The sequence below is a fragment of the Streptomyces sp. NBC_01410 genome (assembly GCF_045040195.1).
Taxonomy (GTDB): domain Bacteria; phylum Actinomycetota; class Actinomycetes; order Streptomycetales; family Streptomycetaceae; genus Streptomyces.
Genome location: NZ_CP109530.1, coordinates 3711468 through 3727108 on the forward strand (window position 1 = coordinate 3711468; position 15641 = coordinate 3727108).

The 15641-nt window shown below is 69.1% G+C and carries 15 protein-coding genes and 1 tRNA gene; 11 read left to right on the forward strand and 5 right to left on the reverse strand.

What is annotated here, in order from left to right; genetic code table 11:
- Positions 1-6: 6 nt before the first annotated feature.
- The gene (locus tag OG741_RS16845) at positions 7-1332 is read right to left on the reverse strand and encodes a sensor histidine kinase (RefSeq protein ID WP_405598671.1); all 1326 of its coding nucleotides are present in this window, start codon (positions 1330-1332) and stop codon (positions 7-9) included.
- 154 nt (positions 1333-1486) lie between these two features.
- Between OG741_RS16845 and OG741_RS16850 the strand changes: the two genes are divergently transcribed.
- The 8 genes from OG741_RS16850 (at position 1487) to OG741_RS16885 (ending at position 7990) form a co-directional block, all read left to right on the forward strand.
- A complete protein-coding gene (locus tag OG741_RS16850; RefSeq protein WP_405598673.1) occupies positions 1487-2359 on the forward strand; it encodes a hypothetical protein in 873 nt (290 codons plus the stop codon).
- Positions 2360-2370: 11 nt separating this feature from the next.
- Positions 2371-2441, forward strand: a tRNA-Gln gene (locus OG741_RS16855).
- Positions 2442-2550: 109 nt separating this feature from the next.
- The gene (glmU, locus tag OG741_RS16860) at positions 2551-3999 is read left to right on the forward strand and encodes a bifunctional UDP-N-acetylglucosamine diphosphorylase/glucosamine-1-phosphate N-acetyltransferase GlmU (RefSeq protein ID WP_405598674.1); all 1449 of its coding nucleotides are present in this window, start codon (positions 2551-2553) and stop codon (positions 3997-3999) included.
- Between the two features lie 109 nt (positions 4000-4108).
- Positions 4109-5086 carry a ribose-phosphate diphosphokinase gene (locus tag OG741_RS16865; RefSeq protein ID WP_266475724.1) on the forward strand — a complete coding sequence of 326 codons (978 nt, stop codon included), beginning with the start codon at positions 4109-4111 and terminating at the stop codon, positions 5084-5086.
- 221 nt (positions 5087-5307) lie between these two features.
- On the forward strand, positions 5308-5901 hold the full coding sequence (locus OG741_RS16870; RefSeq protein ID WP_361906503.1) for a 50S ribosomal protein L25/general stress protein Ctc: 594 nt from the start codon (positions 5308-5310) through the stop codon (positions 5899-5901).
- 107 nt (positions 5902-6008) lie between these two features.
- A complete protein-coding gene (gene pth, locus OG741_RS16875; protein WP_405598677.1) occupies positions 6009-6602 on the forward strand; it encodes an aminoacyl-tRNA hydrolase in 594 nt (197 codons plus the stop codon).
- 55 nt (positions 6603-6657) lie between these two features.
- Positions 6658-7125: a hypothetical protein gene (locus OG741_RS16880; protein WP_405598678.1), complete on the forward strand. Its 468-nt coding sequence runs from the start codon at positions 6658-6660 to the stop codon at positions 7123-7125.
- A 199-nt stretch (positions 7126-7324) separates the two neighbouring features.
- A complete protein-coding gene (locus OG741_RS16885; RefSeq protein ID WP_405598680.1) occupies positions 7325-7990 on the forward strand; it encodes a PT domain-containing protein in 666 nt (221 codons plus the stop codon).
- An 81-nt stretch (positions 7991-8071) separates the two neighbouring features.
- Here OG741_RS16885 and ppc read toward each other — a convergent pair whose 3' ends face one another.
- The gene (ppc, locus tag OG741_RS16890) at positions 8072-10801 is read right to left on the reverse strand and encodes a phosphoenolpyruvate carboxylase (RefSeq protein ID WP_405598682.1); all 2730 of its coding nucleotides are present in this window, start codon (positions 10799-10801) and stop codon (positions 8072-8074) included.
- Between the two features lie 222 nt (positions 10802-11023).
- Here ppc and OG741_RS16895 point away from each other — a divergent pair, with 222 nt between their 5' ends.
- Together OG741_RS16895 and OG741_RS16900 are read left to right on the forward strand one after the other, a co-directional pair.
- On the forward strand, positions 11024-12004 hold the full coding sequence (locus tag OG741_RS16895; RefSeq protein ID WP_405598684.1) for an acyl-CoA desaturase: 981 nt from the start codon (positions 11024-11026) through the stop codon (positions 12002-12004).
- Entirely contained in the window at positions 12001-12690 is a 690-nt protein-coding gene (locus tag OG741_RS16900; RefSeq protein ID WP_405598685.1) for a TetR/AcrR family transcriptional regulator, read from the forward strand. Before OG741_RS16895 ends, OG741_RS16900 begins: the two co-directional genes overlap by 4 nt.
- A gap of 91 nt (positions 12691-12781) precedes the next feature.
- On the opposite strand, the gene OG741_RS16905 is transcribed toward OG741_RS16900, so the two are convergent.
- Complete coding sequence (locus OG741_RS16905) at positions 12782-13186, reverse strand: VOC family protein (protein WP_405598687.1); 405 nt, start codon at positions 13184-13186, stop codon at positions 12782-12784.
- Complete coding sequence (locus OG741_RS16910) at positions 13186-14010, reverse strand: trans-aconitate 2-methyltransferase (RefSeq protein ID WP_405598689.1); 825 nt, start codon at positions 14008-14010, stop codon at positions 13186-13188. The genes OG741_RS16905 and OG741_RS16910 overlap by 1 nt, the downstream gene beginning before the upstream one ends.
- A 132-nt stretch (positions 14011-14142) precedes the next feature.
- On the opposite strand from OG741_RS16910, the gene tamR reads away from it, so the two are divergent.
- The gene (gene tamR / locus OG741_RS16915; RefSeq protein ID WP_266475704.1) at positions 14143-14640 is read left to right on the forward strand and encodes a MarR family transcriptional regulator TamR; all 498 of its coding nucleotides are present in this window, start codon (positions 14143-14145) and stop codon (positions 14638-14640) included.
- Here the strand turns inward: tamR and OG741_RS16920 are convergent.
- Positions 14599-15375 carry a response regulator transcription factor gene (locus OG741_RS16920; RefSeq protein WP_266478692.1) on the reverse strand — a complete coding sequence of 259 codons (777 nt, stop codon included), beginning with the start codon at positions 15373-15375 and terminating at the stop codon, positions 14599-14601. The genes tamR and OG741_RS16920 overlap by 42 nt on opposite strands.
- Positions 15376-15641: the final 266 nt, after the last annotated feature.

Genomic DNA, 15641 nt, shown 5'->3' on the forward strand with positions numbered 1-15641 from the left:
CACCCCTCAAGCGGACTCGGAAAACCCCTCCCGGTCCGGCAGCACCGCCGACACCCGGAAACCGCCCGCATCCGTCGGCCCCGACACAAACACCCCACCCAGCGCCAGCACCCGCTCCCGCATCCCCACCAGGCCATTGCCGCCACTGGGCAGCCCCGCGTCCGCCGCCGAGCCACTGGCATCCGGAGCGCCGTTCTCCACCTGCATCGCCACCTCGGCGTCACGATGCGCGAGACGCACCAAGACCTTGGCCCCGGCCGCGTGCTTGTGGACGTTCGTCAGGGCCTCCTGCACCACGCGGTACGCGGTCTGCTCAACCTCCGGCGCGTACCCCCGCACCTCGCCCTGCACCGCAAGCTCGACCACCATCCCCGCCTGCCGCGACTCGCCCACCAGACCCTCCAGATCCGCCAGACTCGGCCCGTCGTCGGCCGCTGCGGCCGCGGCCGCGGCAGCCGCCACCCGGACGGCAGCCAGCGGCACCGGAGCCACCGCGCGATCCTTCTCCCCCGCGCGCAGCACCCCGAGCATCTCCCGCAACTCCGTCAGCGCCTGACGGCCCATGTCCCCCACCAGCGCGGCATTCTTCACAGCCTTCTGCGGATCCTTCAACGCGACCGCCTGCAACGCCGCCGCATGCACCACCATCAGAGACACCCGGTGCGCCACCACGTCGTGCATCTCCCGCGCGATCCGGGTCCGCTCCTCCGTCCGCGCCCACTGGGCCCGCTGCTCGGCCCGGTCGGCCAGCAGCGACAGCTCCTGCTCCAGCGAGTCCGCGCGCTCCCGCAAGCTCTCCATGAGCCGGCGTCTCGCCCCTATGTAGAGCCCGAACAGCAGCGGCGGCGCGGTCAGGCCGAGCGACATGAAGCCCGCCATCGTCGGTACGTACCAGGCGCCGGGATCGAAATCCGCCGACGCCACGTCCTGGCGCACCCGTACAAACGCCACGATCAGCGTCGCGGCCAGCGACATCCCCGCGAGCATCGCCGTGATCCTGCGCGGCACATCGGAAGCCGCGAGTGTGTACAGCCCGACGACGGCCATGAGATAGCCCATCTCGGCCGGCGTGGTCGCGATCGACACCAGCACCACGGCGATCGGCCATCGCCGCCGCAGCACCAGCACGGATCCGACGACCAGCCCGAAGAGCACCCCGACGGGCACGGGAATCGCGGCCTTGTCCGCGAAGCCCACACCCTCCAGAGCGCACTCGAAGGCGGAGACGAGCCCGAGCCCCACGTCCAGTGCGACACTGCGCCGTCGTCCCCACCACAGCCAGGTACGGGCGGGCCTGCCCGTGGATTCCTGGTGTGCCCCCGTTGTGGTCATGCATCCAGCGTACGGGCGGGCGCGAGTCAATTTCCGGGGAGTGGGACAGCACGGAACGAGTTCGAACAGGAACGAAACAGGCGTAGATCGCACGATCCGGTGAATCGAGCGGACTTTCGACCCGGACGTCCGCATTCCGGACGACGCTCACCGTATGACAGAGATCCACGGCAAGTACGCCGACTTCGAGGGGCTCCGCGAGCAGGCGATCGCACTGCGGCGAGAGGGACTCAGCCGCCGCCAGATCCGCGACCGGCTCTACGTCGACAACAACGACATCCTCAACCGCCTGCTGGAGGGCGAGCCGCCACCGGAGTGGACGAAGCGCCCGAACGCGAAGGACGACCTCCGGGAGAAGGCGCGTGAGCTACGGCTCCAGGGCATGACGTACGACCAGATACAGGTGGAGCTGGGCTGCTCGAAGAGTTCGATCTCGCTGTGGGTGCGGGACCTGCCGAAGCCGGAACGCCGAGACCCGTCCGAGCAGGCGAAGCTCGCCTCGCGCAAGCGCTGGGAGCACGAGCTCGCCATCCGCGACGTGGCACGACAGAAGACCAAGCAGGAAGCATTCGACCAGATCGGGCAGCTCTCGGATCGGGAACTACTCATCGCCGGAGTCACCCTCTACTGGGCCGAGGGCGGCAAGGACAAGCCGTACGCCCGGCGCGAGAGCCTCAAATTCATCAACAGCGACCCGAATGTGATCAAGCTCTACCTGCGATGGCTGGACCTACTCCAGGTCCCGCGTGACCGTTTGCGCTTCGCCGTCAGCATTCACGAATCGGCCGACGTGCCTGCAGCCCAACAGTTCTGGGCAGAGTTAGCGGGCGTCAGCCCCTCGACCTTCCGCAAGCCCAACCTCAAACGACACAACCCGAAGACCGTTCGCAAGAACACGGGTGAGGCATACCGGGGTTGCCTGACTGTCTACGTCACGCAGAGCGCAGAACTCTACCGTCGCGTGGAAGGCGCCTGGTACGGCATAGTAGGGGCTGCTCTCTCACCCGATCATCAGAATCGGACATAGAGGGCAAACCATCCCGGGTCGTCTAAAGGCAGGACAAATGGTTTTGGTCCATTGAATGAGGGTTCGATTCCTTCCCCGGGAGCCCTGAAGTACGGGTCCTGACCTCCACGGTCAGGACCCGCCCTTATTTGCCCCCCGAAACCCCCCGGTATCCTTCGGATGTCCACCACCCGAAGCCGAAGGGCATTCCCGTGAGCGCCAACCGCCCGGCAGCCGTCGTCGTCCTTGCAGCGGGTGAGGGCACCCGCATGAAGTCGAAGACCCCCAAGGTCCTGCACGAAATCTGCGGGCGCTCGCTCGTTGGCCATGTCGTCTCCGCGGCACGCGAGCTGGACCCCGAGCACCTCGTCGTCGTTGTCGGCCACGCGAGTGAGCAGGTCAAGGAGCATCTCGCCGAGCAGTACGCCGGCACCCGCACCGCCTATCAGGCCGAGCAGAACGGCACCGGCCACGCCGTGCGGATGGCGCTCGAAGAGCTCGGCCAGACCCCCGAGGGGACCGTCGTCGTCGTGTGCGGCGACACTCCCCTCCTGTCCGGCGAGACGCTGACCGCGCTCGCCGCGACGCACACCGCCGACGGGAACGCCGTGACCGTGCTGACCGCCGAGGTGCCCGACTCCACCGGCTACGGCCGGATCGTGCGGGACGGCGTCACCGGCGCCGTCACCGGGATCGTCGAGCACAAGGACGCCACCGACGAGCAGCGTGCCATCCGGGAGATCAACTCCGGCGTGTTCGCCTTCGACGGGCAGCTGCTCGCGGACGCGCTGGGCAAGGTGCGTACGGACAACAGTCAGGGCGAGGAGTACCTCACCGACGTGCTGGGCATTCTGCGCGAGGCCGGTCACCGGGTCGGTGCCTCGGTCGCGGGCGACCACTGCGAGATCCTCGGCATCAACAACCGTGTCCAGCTCGCCGAGGCGCGCAGGCTGCTCAACGGGCGGCTGCTGGAGCGGGCGATGATGGCCGGAGTGACGGTCGTCGACCCGGCGTCGGTGTTCCTCGATGTGACGGTGACGTTCGAGCGGGACTCGATCGTGCACCCGGGCACTCAGTTGCTGGGTGCGACGCATCTGGGCGAGGGCGCGGAGGTCGGTCCCAACTCGCGTCTCAAGGACACGCAGGTGGGCGCCGGGGCCCGGGTGGACAACACGGTGGCGGACTCCGCGGTGGTGGGCGAGTCGGCTTCGGTCGGTCCGTACGCGTATCTGCGCCCCGGGACGAACCTCGGTCTCAAGGCCAAGGCCGGTACGTATGTGGAGATGAAGAACGCCACGATCGGCGAGGGCACCAAGGTGCCGCATCTTTCCTATGTGGGTGACGCGACGATCGGCGAGTACTCGAACATCGGCGCGGCGAGTGTGTTCGTGAATTACGACGGTGAGACGAAGCACCACACGACGATCGGCTCACACTGCAAGACGGGCTCGGACAACATGTTTGTGGCGCCTGTCACGGTCGGGGACGGTGCCTACACGGCGGCCGGCTCGGTCATCACGAAGGATGTGCCCGCCGGTTCGCTGGCTGTCGCGCGGGGCCAGCAGCGGAATATCGAGGGCTGGGTGGCCCGCAAGCGTCCGGGCAGCGCGGCGGCGCAGGCGGCTCAGGCGGCAACGGAAGCGGTCGCCGAGGAGAACTGACCGGAAACAGGTGCGCCGATCTCGGCGTACCGTGATACGTGCACGCAATTTCGGCTGGCTCGCGCTCAGTACGCCCGCGGCCAGAGAACACGTCTGAGGAGACTGTGCTGTGACCGGGATCAAGACGACCGGCGAGAAGAAGCTGATGCTCTTCTCCGGCCGCGCCCACCCCGAGCTGGCCGAGGAGGTCGCGCACCAGTTGGGTGTCGGCCTGGTGCCGACGAAGGCTTTCGACTTCGCGAACGGCGAGATCTATGTCCGTTTCCAGGAGTCTGCTCGTGGTGCGGACTGCTTCCTGATCCAGAGCCACACGGCTCCCATCAATAAGTGGATCATGGAGCAGCTGATCATGATCGATGCTCTCAAGCGGGCCTCCGCCCGGAGCACGACCGTGATCATCCCGTCGTACGGCTATGCGCGGCAGGACAAGAAGCACCGCGGTCGCGAGCCGATCTCGGCCCGTCTGATCGCCGATCTGCTGAAGACGGCGGGTGCGGACCGCATTCTTACGGTCGATCTGCACACCGACCAGATCCAGGGTTTCTTCGACGGCCCGGTCGATCATCTGTCGGCGCTGCCGGTCCTCGCGGACTACGTGGGCGCGAAGGTCGACCGCAACAAGCTCACCGTGGTCTCTCCCGACGCGGGCCGTGTGCGCGTCGCCGACCGCTGGTGCGACCGTCTGGACGCGCCGCTGGCGATCGTTCACAAGCGCCGGGACAAGGATGTCGCCAACCAGGTGACGGTGCACGAGGTCGTGGGTGAGGTCGAGGGGCGCGTCTGTGTCCTGGTCGACGACATGATCGACACCGGTGGCACGATCTGTGCCGCGGCGGACGCGTTGTTCGCGCACGGTGCGGAGGACGTGATCGTGACGGCGACGCACGGCATCCTGTCGGGCCCGGCTGCGGACCGTCTGAAGAACTCCAAGGTGAGCGAGTTCGTGTTCACGAACACGCTGCCCGACCCGGGTGATCTGGAGCTCGACAAGATCACGGTGCTGTCGATCGCGCCGACGATCGCGCGCGCTGTGCGTGAGGTGTTCGAGGACGGTTCTGTGACGAGCCTCTTCGAGGAGCAGGGTTAAGCGCCTCAGTCGTGTTTGAGGAAGGGCCGCACCCGGTGGGTGCGGCCCTTCCTCGTTGATCGATTGGGTGGCTCGGGGGGCTGCGGGTAGACTGGCGCAGTTGCTCGGCGAGGGAGGCCGTACCCACAGGTACGGCGGTCCGTTATCGACGCGCTCTTCGTAGCAGGCCTGTCGTGGCCGGGTGACCGCCACCAGTTTTTTCTGCCATACGAGGAGTGCACATGTCCGAGGTGAAGCTCGCCGCCGAGATCCGTACCGAGTTCGGCAAGGGTGCGGCCCGTCGCGTCCGCCGCGAGAACAAGGTTCCCGGCGTTCTGTACGGCCACGGTTCCGACCCGGTCCACATCACGCTGCCGGGCCACGCGCTGCTGCTCGCCCTGCGTACCTCCAACGTGCTGCTTGCCGTGGACGTCGAGGGCAAGACCGAGCTGGCCATCCCGAAGGCCGTTCAGCGTGACGCGATCAGGGGCTACCTGGAGCACGTCGACCTGCTCATCGTGAAGCGCGGCGAGAAGGTCAACGTCGAGATCCCCGTCCACACCGAGGGCGAGCTGGCCCCGGGTGCGTACCTGGTCGAGCACGTGCTGAACGCCCTGCCGGTCGAGGCCGAGGCCACGCACATCCCCGAGTCCGTCACGGTCTCCATCGCGGGCCTGGCTGCCGGCGACTCCATCCTCGCCAAGGACGTGCCGCTGCCGTCCGGCACGACCCTTGCCGTCGAGGACGACACCGTCGTCCTGCAGGTCCTGGCCGCGCAGGCGGAGGAGCCGTCCGCCGAGGCCGAGGCCGAGGGCGAAGCGGGCGCCGAGGCCTGAGCCGTAGGCTCTGCCTGAGCTTGGCTTGACGGGGTGGCGGGCTGCGGCCCGCCACCCCGTTTCCCTGTCTGTACGTACGCAACCGCACGCGAGGAGACGCAGCGCAGATGTCCGACGCGAACGCCCCTTGGCTTGTCGTGGGCCTCGGCAATCCCGGGCCCGACTATGCCGCGAACCGGCACAACGTCGGGTTCATGGTCGCCGACCTCCTCGCGGAGCGCGCCGGCGGCACGTTCAAGCGTGCGCAGAAGGCGCAGGCTCAGGTCCTGGAAGGCCGGATCGGTCCTCCGGGGCTCGGCAGCCGCCGGGTGATCCTCGCCAAGCCGATGTCGTACATGAATCTTTCCGGTGGTCCGGTCACCTCGTTGCGCGATTTCTACAAGGTGCCGCTCGCCAACATCGTGGCGGTCCATGACGAACTGGACATCGACTACGGCATGTTGCGGCTGAAGCTGGGTGGCGGCGACAACGGGCACAACGGTCTGAAGTCCATGACGAAGGCGATGGGCCCGGACTATCACCGGGTGCGGTTCGGGATCGGCCGTCCGCCGGGCCGGATGCAGGTCGCGGACTTTGTGCTGAAGGATTTCTCGTCGGCGGAGCGCAAGGAGCTGGGTTACTTCGTGGACCGCGCGGCGGACGCGGTGGAGTGTCTGGTGATCGACGGCCTGGAGCGGGCGCAAAGTACGTACAACTCCTGACAAGCCCGGGCCCCAGGTTGACCGGGCGCGCGCCCATGGCCAAGGATCGCGCCCCATGAGCTCGAAGCGGACCCGCATGCTCCTCTACGGTCGTCGTGCCGCGATGGCCGGTGTTGCCTTGCTGCTCCTCGTCGCGGGCTTCTGGTCGTCGTGGGGCGACGCGCAGCACGTACTGCTCGCCAAGGGCCGCGAGCACGGCATGCTCACGGTGGCCGACTGCGGCGAGGAGACCTGCACCGGTCCGTACGACCCGGAGGGCTCTGCCGCTCCCCGCGAGGGCATGACGATCGAGAAGTCGGTCGCTGTGAAGAAGGGCGCGAAGCTTCCGGTCGTCCTGAAGCCGGACAGCGACGTGTTGGTCCGCAGCGGTACGGCGGGCGCGCTCTATGCCTGGCATCCGATGGGGGGTGCCCTGTTGCTCGCGGCTCTGGTCATCGGGGGCGGGCTGCGGCTGACCCGGATCGCCTGGGCGACCGCGGCGGCGGGCGGTGCGCTGCTGGTGGGCGCCTTCCTCGCGCTCTGAGCCGTACCGGACGCGCAGCCCGAGAGTCCCAACCGCCTTACCGGAACGCCGCATTCACCTGATCGTTATCCAGGACTATTGGGGCAATCAGCAACTCATGGTGCGGATGCGACACCAAGTGTCTTGACGGACGCGCGGGTTCACAGGACGCTGAGCCGCCACCCCCACGGCACCCGTCCCTTCTCCCGTTGGATTGCCCATGCGCACCCTCAGGTCCTCCGGCGCCCTGGTGGCTGCAGCAGCGCTCTCGCTGCTGGCCGCTCCCGCCGCGCACGCCACCCCTCCCGGCGACAACGGCACCGTGAAAATCCACGACGCCAAGACCGGCGAAGAACTCCGTAAGAACGAGCCGCACGTCTGCTCGTTCTATCTCGACGCCTTTGGCTTCGACGGCGCCCAGGAAGTCGACTGGAAGATCGTCGAGATGCCGCCCACGGGCACCAAGGGCACGCTCGCGGACAGCGGTTCGCTGACGCTCGACGCCGAGGGTCACGGCCGTACGGACGACAAGACCCTGCCCGACGGGCACTACAAGCTCGTCTGGAACTTCGACGGCGAGCACGGCGAGGCCAAGCACAAGGTCTTCTGGACCGACTGCGAGGACGACAGCGAGCCGAGCGAGCAGCCGTCCGGCAGCCCCTCCGAGGAGCCTTCGGGGAAGCCCTCCGAGGAGCCGACGACGGAGCCCACCTCGTCCGACTCCGCGGCCCCGACGGCCGCCCCGTCCCCGTCCGCCAACGGCGGCGGTGACCTGGCGGAGACCGGTTCGAGCGCCCCGGTCGGGGCCATTTCGGCGGTCGCCGCGGCGCTGGTCGGCGCGGGCGGCTACCTTCTCGCGCGACGCCGCAAGGCTCAGCAGCACTGACGCGTCGGTATGAGGCACGGCCCCTCCCCGTGCGGGGAGGGGCCGTTTCTCGTGCCGTGAGCAGTGCCGTCAGCCGTGCCGTCAGCCGGTGTTGCGCAGGCCCGCCGCCACGCCGTTGACCGTCAGCAGCAGCGCACGTGCCAGCAGCGGGTCCGGCTCCTCGCCCTTTTCCGCGGCCTGGCGCTGGCGCGCCAGCAGCGAGACCTGGAGGTAGGAGATCGGGTCCAGATAGGCGTCGCGGATCGCGAAGGTCTGCTGCAGCGCCGGGTTGGAGTCGAGCAGCCGCTCACCGCCCGAGATCCGCAGCACCTCACGCACCGTCAGCTCGTGCTCCGCCTCGATCACGCCGAAGACATGCTTCAGGTGCTCGGGGACGAGCGTGTCGACGTAGTGGCGGGCGATCCGCAGGTCCGTCTTGGCCAGCGTCATCTCGACGTTCGCGATGAAGTTCCGGAAGAAGTGCCACTGTTCGCGCATCTCGTCCAGGACCGTGTCCAGGCCCGCCTCGCGCAGCGCCTTGAGGCCCGAGCCGACGCCGAACCAGCCGGGCACGATCTGCCGCGACTGTGTCCAGCCGAAGACCCACGGGATGGCCCGCAGACCGTCGAGACCGGCCCCGCTGTCCGGGCGGCGTGACGGGCGCGAGCCGAGGTGGAGGTCCGCGAGCTGGTCCACGGGCGTGGCCGCGAAGAAGTACGCGGGCAGATCCGGGTCCTCGACCAGCTTGCGGTAGGCGTCGTGCGCCGCGTCGGAGACCGTGTCCATCGCCGCGTCCCAGCGCGCCAGCGCCTCGTCGGACTGGCGCGGCGAGGTGTGCAGCGCCGAGGCCTGCAGCGTGGCGGCGACGGTCAGCTCCAGGTTCTCCCTGGCCAGCGACGGGATCAGGTACTTGTCGGAGATGACCTCGCCCTGCTCGGTCACCTTGATCTCCCCCTCCAGCGTGCCCCACGGCTGCGCGAGGATCGCGTCGTGCGAGGGGCCGCCGCCGCGGCCGACGGTGCCGCCGCGGCCGTGGAAGAGCCGCAGCCGTACGCCGTGGCGGTGCGCGACGTCGCGCAGCCTGCGCTGCGCGCGGTGGATCTCCCACTGCGAGGTGGTGATGCCGCCGAACTTCGACGAGTCGGAGTACCCGAGCATGACCTCCTGGACGTCTCCGCGCAGGGAGACCAGGCGCCGGTAGGAGGGGTCCGCCAGCATGCCGTCGAGGATGACGTCGGCGGCCTTCAGCTCGTCCGTCGTCTCGAGGAGCGGCACGATGCCGATCTTCGCCCAGCCCGCGTGCAGGTCGATCAGTCCGGCTTCGCGTGCCAGCACTGCCGCCGCGAAGACGTCGTCCGCGCCCTGGCACATCGAGATGATGTACGACTCGATGACCTCGGGCCCGAAGCGCTCGAAGGCTTCCTTGACGGTGTGGAAGACCCCCAGGGTCTTCTCCCCCGCCGCGTCCAGCGGGGCCGGTGTGGGCGCCAGCGGCCGCCGCGAGCGGAGCTCCTTGGCGAGCAGCTTCTGCCGGTAGTCGCGCGGCATGTCGGCGTAGCGCCAGGATTCCTCGCCGAGGCGGTCGAAGAGCTGCCCGAGCGCGTGGTGGTGGGCGTCCGCGTGCTCGCGTACGTCCATGGTCGCCAGCTGCAGTCCGAAGGCCGCGAGCGTGCGGATCGTGCGGTCCAGGCGGCCGTCGGCGAAGAGTCCGCCGCGGTGGGCGCGCAGCGAGGTCTGGATCAGGGAGAGGTCGTGCAGCAGCTCGGCCGTGCCGAGGTAGTCGCGGCCCTCGGCGTGCGGTGTGCCCTTGGCGAGGCGCTCGCGGGTGTTGACGAGCTTCTGCCGGATGCAGGTGGCCTTGAGGCGGTACGGCTCCTCGGCGTTGAGGCGCTTGTAGCGGGGGCTGATCTCCGGCAGCAGCTCCAGGTCCTGCTGGAGCGAGCTGAGCAGTTCCTCGGTCGCACCGGTGTAGCGGATGGAGTTGGAGAGCAGTCCGCGCAGGCCGTCGATGGCGTCGAGCGCGTCGGTGATGCCGTGCTCGTGCTGGAGGATCAGCACCTCCCAGGTCACGGCGGGGGTGACGTTGGGGTTGCCGTCGCGGTCGCCGCCGATCCAGGTGCCGAAGGTCAGCGGCCTGGTGCCCGGGGGCAGTTCGACGCCGACCCGCTCCAGTTCGGCGGCGAGGTCCTCCAGGACGTCGCCGACGGCACCGGCGTGCAGCTCGTCGAGGTAGTAGATCGCGTTGCGCGCCTCGTCGGCCGGCTCGGGCCGTACCACCCGCAGCTCGTCGGTCTGCCAGATGAGATCGATGTTCTCGGCGAGCCGCAGATCGTGCCGGCGCCGGTCGGCGGGGCTGACCGGGGTCTCCAGCAGCTCGGCGATGCGGCGCAGCTTGTTCAGTACGGAGCGCCGGGCGGCCTCGGTCGGGTGGGCGGTGAACACCGGGCGGACGTTCAGGTTTCTGACCGTCTCGCGCAGATGCTCGGGGTCGGCGTCCTTGAGCCGGTCCGCGGTGCGGGACAGCAGTCCGCCCTCGGCCGCGCGCCGCTCGCGCATCTCGTGGCCACGGTGCACCTGCTCGGTGACATTGGCCAGATGGAAGTACGTGGAGAAGGCCCGCACCAGCTTCGCTGCGGTCTCCAGGTCGGTGTCGCCCAGCAGCTCGGCGGCGGCCTCACCGTCGCTGCGCGTCAGGGCCCGGACACGCTCGACGAGCTCCAGGAGCTCGGGGCCTTCCTGGCGGACGAGGGTCTCGCCCAGGAGGTCGCCCAGTCGGCGGATGTCGGCGCGCAGTTCGGTACTGGCGGTGAGGGTCTGGTCGGCACTGCTCACAGGTGCGGCTCCTTGCAGTGTTTGAGCACGTCTGGAGGGGTCTGGAGGTGCGGACCGCGCTGTCCGACGACACCCAGGATAGGTGGCCTTTCCTTTGACGTTCGCCGCCGTTCTCCACAGGTCTCTTGCCGCGAGGCTGGGCACTGCCATACTTACGTTGCCGTAGGTTACGCATCCGTAACGCGGTACCTGTTGTGATCTCTCACCCCACAGGGGACCCCCATGACGACAAGCCCCGATCTGCTGAACGACGCCCCCGAGACCCCGTCGGCCGACCTCTCCTATGCCACGCTCAGCGGGGACAGCAAGCGGTCGATCGAGCAGATCGCCCTGCTGCTCTTCATCACGGTGCCCTTCGTCGCCCTGCTCGCGGCCGTGCCGCTGGCCTGGGGATGGGGGGTGAGCTGGCTCGATCTCGGCCTGCTCGTGGCCATGTACTACATCGGCTGCCACGGCATCACGATCGGCTTCCACCGCTATTTCACCCACGGTTCCTTCAAGGCGAAGCGCCCGCTGCGGATCGCGCTCGCGGTCATGGGTTCGCTGGCCGTCGAGGGCCCGCTGGTGCGCTGGGTGGCCGACCACCGCAAGCACCACAAGTTCTCCGACGCCGAGGGCGACCCGCACTCGCCCTGGCGTTTCGGCGAGAGTGTCCCCGCGCTGATGAGGGGCCTGTGGTGGGCGCACATCGCCTGGATGTTCGACGAGGAACGCACTCCGCAGCACAAGTACGCACCGGACCTGATCAAGGACCCGGCGCTGGTCCGGATCTCCCGTGACTTCATCTACTGGACGATCCTCTCGCTCGCGATCCCGCCGCTGGTCGGCGGACTGGTGACGATGTCGTGGTGGGGCGCGTTCACCGCGTTCTTCTGGGGCTCGCTCGTGCGGGTCGCGCTGCTGCACCACGTCACCTGGTCGATCAACTCGATCTGCCACGCGGTCGGCAAGCGCCCGTTCAAGTCCCGCGACCGCTCGGGCAATGTCTGGTGGCTGGCGGTGCTGTCCTGCGGCGAGTCCTGGCACAACCTCCACCACGCCGAGCCGACGAGCGCGCGCCACGGCGTGCTCCGCGGCCAGGTCGACTCCAGTGCCCGGCTGATCCGCTGGTTCGAAAAGCTGGGCTGGGCGTACGACGTGCGCTGGCCGAGCGCGTCCCGTATCGACGCCCGGCGCAAGAGCGAGGCACCCGACCCGGCATGATTGACGACGTGGCGATCGACGGCAGTAGCAGCGGTACGGACAAGAAGCGGCCCTCCGGAAGCCGGCGGGCCCGTCGTGTCCGGATGACCGGGGCGGAGCGCCGGGAGCAGCTGCTGGACATCGGCCGCACCTTGTTCGCCGAGAAGGGCTTCGAGGGCACATCGGTCGAGGAGATCGCCGCGAAGGCGGGTGTTTCCAAGCCGGTGGTGTACGAGCACTTCGGCGGCAAGGAGGGGCTGTACGCCGTCGTCGTCGACCGCGAGATGCGCCAGCTGCTCGACATGGTGACCGGAGCGCTCACCGCGGGGCACCCGCGGGAGCTGCTCGAACAGGCGGCGTTCGCGCTGCTCGACTACATCGAGTCGTATACGGACGGTTTCCGCATCCTCGTCCGTGATTCGCCCGTCGCCCAGTCGACGGGCACGTTCGCCTCGCTGATCAGTGATATCGCGACCCAGGTCGAGGACATCCTCGGCCTGGAGTTCAAGGCGCGCGGCTTCGATCCGAAGCTGGCTCCGCTGTACGCCCAGGCGCTGGTCGGCATGGTCGCGCTGACGGGCCAGTGGTGGGTGGACGCCCGCCGCCCCAAGAAGGCCGAGGTCGCGGCGCATCTGGTGAATCTGGCGTGGCACGGCCTGGACGGTCTGGAGCAGAAGCCGCGGCTGATAGGGCACCGCAAGAGCTGACCGGGCTCACGGCGTATCCGACGGTCCCGGATCCCGTACGCAGAGCGCCCCGTCACGCCGGATCGCCGGTAGGCGGGGCGCTCCCGCGCACTCAGAGGGCCCCCGTCCCCGTCGGCTCCAGGAACTCCAGCCGGTTGCCGACCGGGTCCTCGGAGTAGAAGCGGCGGTGGCCGGGGAGGCTGTCGTCCCAGACCACCATCGCGCCGCGCTCCTCCAGCCGCGCCGCATACGCCTCGATCCCGGTGACCCGCAGGCCCGGGTGCGCCTTCCTGGCCGGCCGGAAGTCCGCCTCGATGCCCAGGTGGAGCTGGACGGTTCCTTCCCCCACAGCCTCCGGCGTGGGAGGTGCCCCCAGGAACCAGCAGCCCCCGCGGGCGGCGAGGACCGGCGGCTTGGGGATCTCCGTCATGCCGAGCACATCGGTGTAGTACGCGCGCAGGGCGTCCTCCGTCCCTGGGGGCGCGGCGAGCTGGACGTGGTCAACACAGACCAGCATCACGACCCCTTTCGTGCGACGGCGAAGACGCGGCGGAACGGGAACACGGTGCCGTGCGGGCCCGGCGGGTAGGCCTTGCGGAGCAGGTCGCGGTACTGGCCGAGGAATTCGTGCTCCGCGTCGGGATCGTCCGCGAGTTCGGTCAGGACCGGGCGCAGGGCCGTGCCCTTGACCCAGTCGAGCACCGGGTCCTCCCCGGTGAGGAGTTGGAGATAGGTGGTTTCCCAGGTGTCCGTCTCGCAGCCGAGATTCACCAGGCGTCCGAGGTAGTCGGCCGGTTCCAGGATGTGCACGTAGCGGCGGCCGTGGTCGCCCAGGCGCTCGCGCCACTGCGGGGTGCCGCAGAGTTCGGCGAGCAGGGCGTGGCTGGGGGAGGTGAAGTTGCCGGGTACCTGGAAGGCGAGGGTGCCGCCTGGGTTGAGGCCGTCGACCCACAGGGGAAAGGACTCGGGATGGTTGGGCACCCATTGCAGTGCGGCGTTGGAGACGATCAGGTCGTACGGCGCCTCGGGCGTCCAGTGCGCGGCGTCGGTGGCCCTGAAGTCGAGCCAGCCGCCGCCGGCCGTGGTGCCCGCGTGCTCCTTCTCCGCGATCGCGAGCATCTCGGGAGAGAAGTCGAAGCCGGTGATGTGGGCGTCGGGCCAGCGGTCGGCGAGCAGCGCGGTGACATTGCCGGGGCCGCAGCCGATGTCCGCGATACGGGCGGGCCGGCCGCGGTCCGGCAGCTGCGGTATTCGGTTGAGCAGGTCGAGGAACGGCCGGGTCCGGTGCCCTGCATGGCGCAGGTACTGATGCGGATCCCAGGTTGGTTGGCCGGAATGCATGTTTGAGCCCCCTTGAGTGGAACGGTGTGCCGAAGCGGAACGAGGTTCCGGCCCGACCATGCCCAAGGGTGAGCCCGAATATATCTTGATGTCAAGAGACTTCACATCGAGGGACCCTCTACACTGATCGACATGGAGGACGAGGTCGATCGACTGGTCGCAGCATGGCGCCGTGAGCGCCCCGACCTCGACGTGGAGCCGCTCGAGGTGCTCAGCCGCGTCTCCCGGCTCGCCCGCCATCTCGACCGGGCCCGCAGGCTCGCCTTCTCCGAGCACAATCTGGAGCCGTGGGAGTTCGACGTGCTCACCTCGCTGCGGCGCGCGGGGGCTCCGTATCAGCTCTCGCCCGGCCAGCTGCTGACCCAGACCCTGGTCACCTCCGGCACCATGACCAATCGTATCGACCGGCTCGCCAAGAAGGACCTGGTGGAGCGGCTGCCGGACCCCAGTGACCGGCGGGGGGTGCTGGTGCGTCTCACCCCCGAGGGGCGGGACCGCGCGGACCAGGCACTGGCCGGGCTGCTCGCGCAGGAGCGGGCGATCCTCGCCGAACTGTCGCGGGCACAGCGGGGCGAACTGGCCGCGTTGCTACGCCAGTTGACCGCCCCGTTCGACAACGTCCCCGGCTAGGTCGACCGGGCCGACACCTGCGCGGCGCGCGAGAGCGACCGCGGCGAGGGTGGAATGGACGCCCAGCTTCCCCAAAACGTTCTGCATATGCGTGCGGACGGTGTGCGGAGACAGAAACAGGCGCTCGGCGACGGCCTTGCGCCCCAGGCCCGCGACCATACAGCGCAGTACCTCCCGCTCGCGCGGGGTCAGCGACTCCACGAGCCGTTCGCTCTCGGTGCGGTGCTTGCGGGCCGCGGTCAACTCCCGCAGTACGCCCGTGAGCAGGGCGGGCGGCAGATGCGTCTCGTCCCGCAGCACGCCCCGTATCACCGCGAGCAGGCGCTGCAACGAGCAGTCCTTGGCCACCCAGCCGGAGGCACCGGCCTGGAGCGCGAGGGCGGCGCGGCGCGGGTCGTCCTTCTCGGCGAGCACGACGGTACGGACCGCGGGCTGGCCGGAACGGACGCCGGCGACCAGGGAGATGCCGTCGACGAGGCTCTCCTCGCCGTTGTCCGGCACGGCACGGGCGACCACGGCGCGGGCGCCGGGCACCGGCTGGGTGCCGAGGTCGGCGTCGACGAGCATGACATCGAATCTGCGCCCCTCGACGGCCGCACGCTCCAGACACCGCAGCGCGGCCGGACCGCTGCCGGCCGCGGCGACATCGACGTCGGGCTCGGCGGCGAGCGCGGCAGCGAGCGACTCGGCGAAGATGCGGTGGTCGTCCACCACCAGGACCCGGATACGAACCACAGACACCCCCAGTGTCGGAGGACGGACCGGCGCGGGTACGGCGCCCGGAGAATGGGGCGGCAGCGGTCGCTCGGCCGCCGCCGTGCTGTGACTGATACCCCGCCCCGGGCGTCGTACCCGACTGTCTCGCCCCCTGATCAACACCGGCCCCCACCGGTGCTGAGCATCAGCGTACGGCTGGGTGGCCGGAGCGGAAGGCTATTTACAGAACTGATTGGCCAGCCTGTTCAGGGTGTGCCTCGTGTTTCGTATGGAGACAGAAGTCG